Raw genomic sequence first — 3,761 nt, 5'->3', positions numbered from 1 at the left:
GACCTCATTATTTGGGCTCAAGATCAAGGTGTTCCCAATAATGAAATGTGGGCGGGATACCATAGCTTAAATGACATACGCAAGGATGCAGACCCTATTTTATTGAAGTATTTAGAAAAAGGAATTGATGAGAAGAAATTAAGCTTGTTAAGGGAAATTCCAAGAGCAATTGCAGCCTTAGGTATAACAGAAAGGTTTGCCAATACTTCAGTCTTGACCTCCAAAATATTGTCATTGTTAGCCGAGAGCAAAGGAGACGATGACAACCTGTATCTAACCTTAATACCTTGTTTATGTAGTATGATGTATGATATAAAAGTTGATCAGTTGCCCGAAATATTCAATGTGCTTCAGTGGACGAGAGATAGCAGGCTTATATGGATGTTACGCGAACTAAGCCTAGTAGGAAAATTTGTACCGGAAATCGTATCCGCTTTCATCCGGATGCTCAGAAACCCCGAGGATTATCATTCGTTTATCCGCCCATTCCTTGATGATCCGAGACTGGATTATCGAGTCATTTATTCGCTCCTAATCAATTTGAAACATACTCGGAATACCAAGTTTAGGTATGATCTCAATGTGCTTGCGAATGAATTACAAGAAGGAAATAGAAAAATCGCAGGTGTTAGTGCTGATTCTATTAAAGACATTCTCGCTTTGTAGAATGTATATTGATAATGGCTAGCGAATAAACCTCTAGCTGCATTTGTCGGAGCGTATCTTGCTGTTCCGCTACCTTGGTTTTATCACCGTTTTCGGTGTAGATTTTTCTCCAGCGATAAAGCAAGTTAGGATGAATACCGAGGTCTTTCCAGAATTCCTTTATGGTTTTGGTCGTGGCATAAGCACCATTTATGAGTTTCCATCCGAATGGTCGTGTGGAAAATGGTTTAGGGGATGCTCTGTGGTGACCCCTAATTTTAGTTTTCTGTTTATTCTGCAGTGTCAGGAAAACAGCAATTCAACGTAGAAATCTTAAAGAGCATAATTTAGTTATATTCCTTAGGGGGAGGTTTGGAAGTGAAGATTACTTATCCGGAACACTGCGGTAATTCACCAAAGAAAATCTTGCTAATAAATCTTTATAAAGCTGTTGCCAATCACGAAGATTCTTTTATCCTGGAAAATCTAGCCGATGAAATCATATTAAACATCATCGGTGCTAGAGAAGTTGCAGGAAAACAAAATGTAATATTAACAAAAAATGCATTCGTTGAAAAAGGATTAAAAGAGATCAAGATTAATGATGCCATCACGCATGGAAATACTGCTGCTGTCCACGGGTCATTCTTTTTTAAAGATGATTTGAGAATTGATTTTTGCGATGTGTACAATTTCAAAGGCTTTGGAAAGAATGCAAGAATAAAGCAGATCAGTTCGTATCTAATCAATAGTAACAATCACAAATTCTTTGACGACTAAGGGCTTATCTTGCTTTAAATATCCCGAGTCCAGCTGGTGGTGGCTTAATTTAGATTCTGCTCTTTATGGGATTAAGGCTATCTCACCAATCTCCAAGAGGTAATTGAGGTATCTTCATAAAGATGGGAAATCAGCTGGGAAACCATGTTAGCTCATCCATGGTGCTGAATGTGACCTTATAATACAGCTTTAGTAACTTGGAAATCTAGAAGATGCGGCAACAGGCGCATTGTAATAGATTGTTGAAAGTTAAAGTCAAACTCTTCCCTAGTTGCTAGATAGGAAAATTGCGCTTGTTTCATTATGGTTTTCAGTGCTTTCTCTTGCCGGTAGTGTTTAAGAACAGAGAGTAGGAAGGAGGCAGTGACTTGATGCGCAGGATCTGTCCACGATGCGGGTCGCGCGACACCATCCGTATCACGGACTCAAGCGAAAGAACACACCACTGTCATGTTTGTAGAAGGGACTTCGGCCGCCGTTACTCAGCTGACCCTGTGTGCGTACATAAGATGTACTTCTACGTTGGGGGCTTTTTCGGTCCGTACCATGAAGTCTACGTGGATCCCGAGCGATACGGCGTCATGTTTAAGTACGTCACTGGCAGAACCGGCAGTAAGTATGAGCAGAGAGAGCTCTTTTTTCCGTTAAACAGCCTGACGCAGTTTAGTAAGGACCTTCTGCGCTGTTACATTCTCGATTGGGACAGCAGCTATATCTGCCCTGGAGTGCGTGATGGCACTCACTGGAGCCTCGAAGTTACCTTTGACGATGGTACCATAGTTGAGTCCCGCGGCAGCAATGCATTTCCACCCCATTGGCGCAAGTTGCTAGCACTGTTCCGCAAGTACGGCCTGCCCCATATTTCGTGAGGTATTCAAGGAGGGCATAACATGTCTGGGTGGGGAGCAGATAGGCTCCAGGATGATAAACGCTGGATATATGAATACTAATATAAAGCGAAGGCCTCCGCTGGAAAAGACCCTCTGGCGGAGGCTTCATATGTTTTCGACAACAAAAGTCCCCGGAGTATTGTGATGGCTATCAACAATATCCCGGGGACCCATAATGCCTGTCGCAACTGTTGTGCATCATACCCATCCAAAAACCCAATATGGGGAAGGGTGTAGTTAATGGTTGGTGGCCAATAATGGAGCTAAGCTTGATGGTTTATAGTTCATCAGCTGCACATGCAGCAATGCCCAACATACCTTGACCTCCGTGTACAGCCAGGGAAGCACCCATTTCAGCGATGAATACTTGGGTACAGCGCAGACGCTCTTCCACGATCTGCTTAAATTCCTCTGCTTTCTCCGGTGCATTGCTGTGGAGCACGGCGATGGTAAGTTTTTCAGTTGGAAAACGTTTCTCCACCAGGGCAATCATGCGCTGGAGTGCCTGCCCGTAGGAGCGTTTTTTGTCAACGGCCTGCACCAAACCATTTTTTACACTTAAGATAGGTTTGATGGTTAACAGTGAGGCTACCTTAGCTTGTACCCGACCTACCTTACCGCTGCGGGCTAGGTATTTCAGAGTGGGTACAGCCACAAATACAGTGGTTTTCTGCTTCACCCGCTCAATGATTTCTAAAATTTCTTCCCGGCTCTTGCCTCGAAGAGCAGCCCGAGCAGCAGCCAGAGCGACAAATCCCTGTCCCATGCTGGCAGATTCTGAATCCACTACAGTAATCGGGATGGGGATGTCTTTTTTAACCAGTTCAGCTACCCCAACAGTTCCACTTTGTCTGGAAGTGATGTGAATCGAAATAATTTCCTTGGCTTTGTTAACCAGTTTGTTGTAAATAGCGAGGAAATCTCCTGGTGAAGGCTGAGAAGTGGTGACATTTTCCTTTTCCTCCAGGAGGGCATAGAATTCCTCCGGTGTTAAGTCTAGGCCTTCACGGTGGAACTGGTTGTCTATCTGAATTCCTACCGGCATGATTTCTAGTTCAACCTCTCTTGCCAGCTCCGCAGGCACACTCGCGGCACTGTCAGTTACAATAGCTATGCGTTTCACGCTTTCACCAGCTTTCTAAATAAACTCTCAGTTTCAATTATTCCCCTGGAAAGGAACTTATCCTGCATGGGTTTAAGTGCTTGTTAGCGCGAAAAAACAATATTCTCTATATCAACCTGACAAACCGCCATCGACTAAAGGGACTAACCCGCGTTTGACGCACTTCATTACAATCCTTGGTAAGCTTTGGCATGGGAAAAAAGATGTATGTGGTGCTGGGAAAAGAGTTTGTAGAAAGGAGATCTACTTAAAGGAATAACGAAAAAGATTAGGTCAGGGACCGGTCCGCAGTTTGCCTTTTGATCAGAAGTACGATGTTTATG

5 protein-coding genes are annotated in these 3,761 nt (G+C 43.6%); 3 read left to right on the top strand and 2 right to left on the bottom strand.

Annotation, left to right across the window (positions count from 1 at the left end; genetic code table 11):
• Positions 1 to 666: hypothetical protein (locus GX019_06045; GenBank protein ID HHT36723.1), on the top strand; the 666-nt coding region annotated here is incomplete at its 5' end.
• Here GX019_06045 and GX019_06040 read toward each other — a convergent pair.
• Entirely contained in the window at positions 644 to 964 is a 321-nt protein-coding gene (locus GX019_06040) for a transposase (protein ID HHT36722.1), read from the bottom strand. The two genes, GX019_06045 and GX019_06040, sit on opposite strands and share 23 nt — an antisense overlap.
• A 59-nt stretch (positions 965 to 1,023) precedes the next feature.
• Here GX019_06040 and GX019_06035 point away from each other — a divergent pair, with 59 nt between their 5' ends.
• Both GX019_06035 and GX019_06030 read left to right on the top strand, forming a co-directional pair.
• On the top strand, positions 1,024 to 1,425 hold the full coding sequence (locus GX019_06035) for a hypothetical protein (protein HHT36721.1): 402 nt from the start codon (positions 1,024 to 1,026) through the stop codon (positions 1,423 to 1,425).
• A gap of 509 nt (positions 1,426 to 1,934) precedes the next feature.
• A complete protein-coding gene (locus GX019_06030; protein ID HHT36720.1) occupies positions 1,935 to 2,294 on the top strand; it encodes a hypothetical protein in 360 nt (119 codons plus the stop codon).
• A 298-nt stretch (positions 2,295 to 2,592) separates the two neighbouring features.
• On the opposite strand, the gene GX019_06025 is transcribed toward GX019_06030, so the two are convergent.
• Positions 2,593 to 3,438 carry a DegV family protein gene (locus tag GX019_06025; protein ID HHT36719.1) on the bottom strand — a complete coding sequence of 282 codons (846 nt, stop codon included), beginning with the start codon at positions 3,436 to 3,438 and terminating at the stop codon, positions 2,593 to 2,595.
• Positions 3,439 to 3,761: the final 323 nt, after the last annotated feature.

The organism is Bacillota bacterium, from assembly GCA_012837335.1.
In the GTDB taxonomy this organism is placed as follows: Bacteria; Bacillota; Limnochordia; order Darwinibacteriales; family DTU012; genus DTU012.
Note: the sequence above shows the minus strand (reverse complement) of the source record. Positions and strands in the feature narration are given on the sequence as shown.

What these genes read in the sequence shown, in the direction of transcription:
- GX019_06030 (HHT36720.1), top strand. Translation starts at nt 1,935, where the DNA reads ATGTACTTCTACGTTGGGGGCTTTTTCGGTCCGTACCATGAAGTCTAC.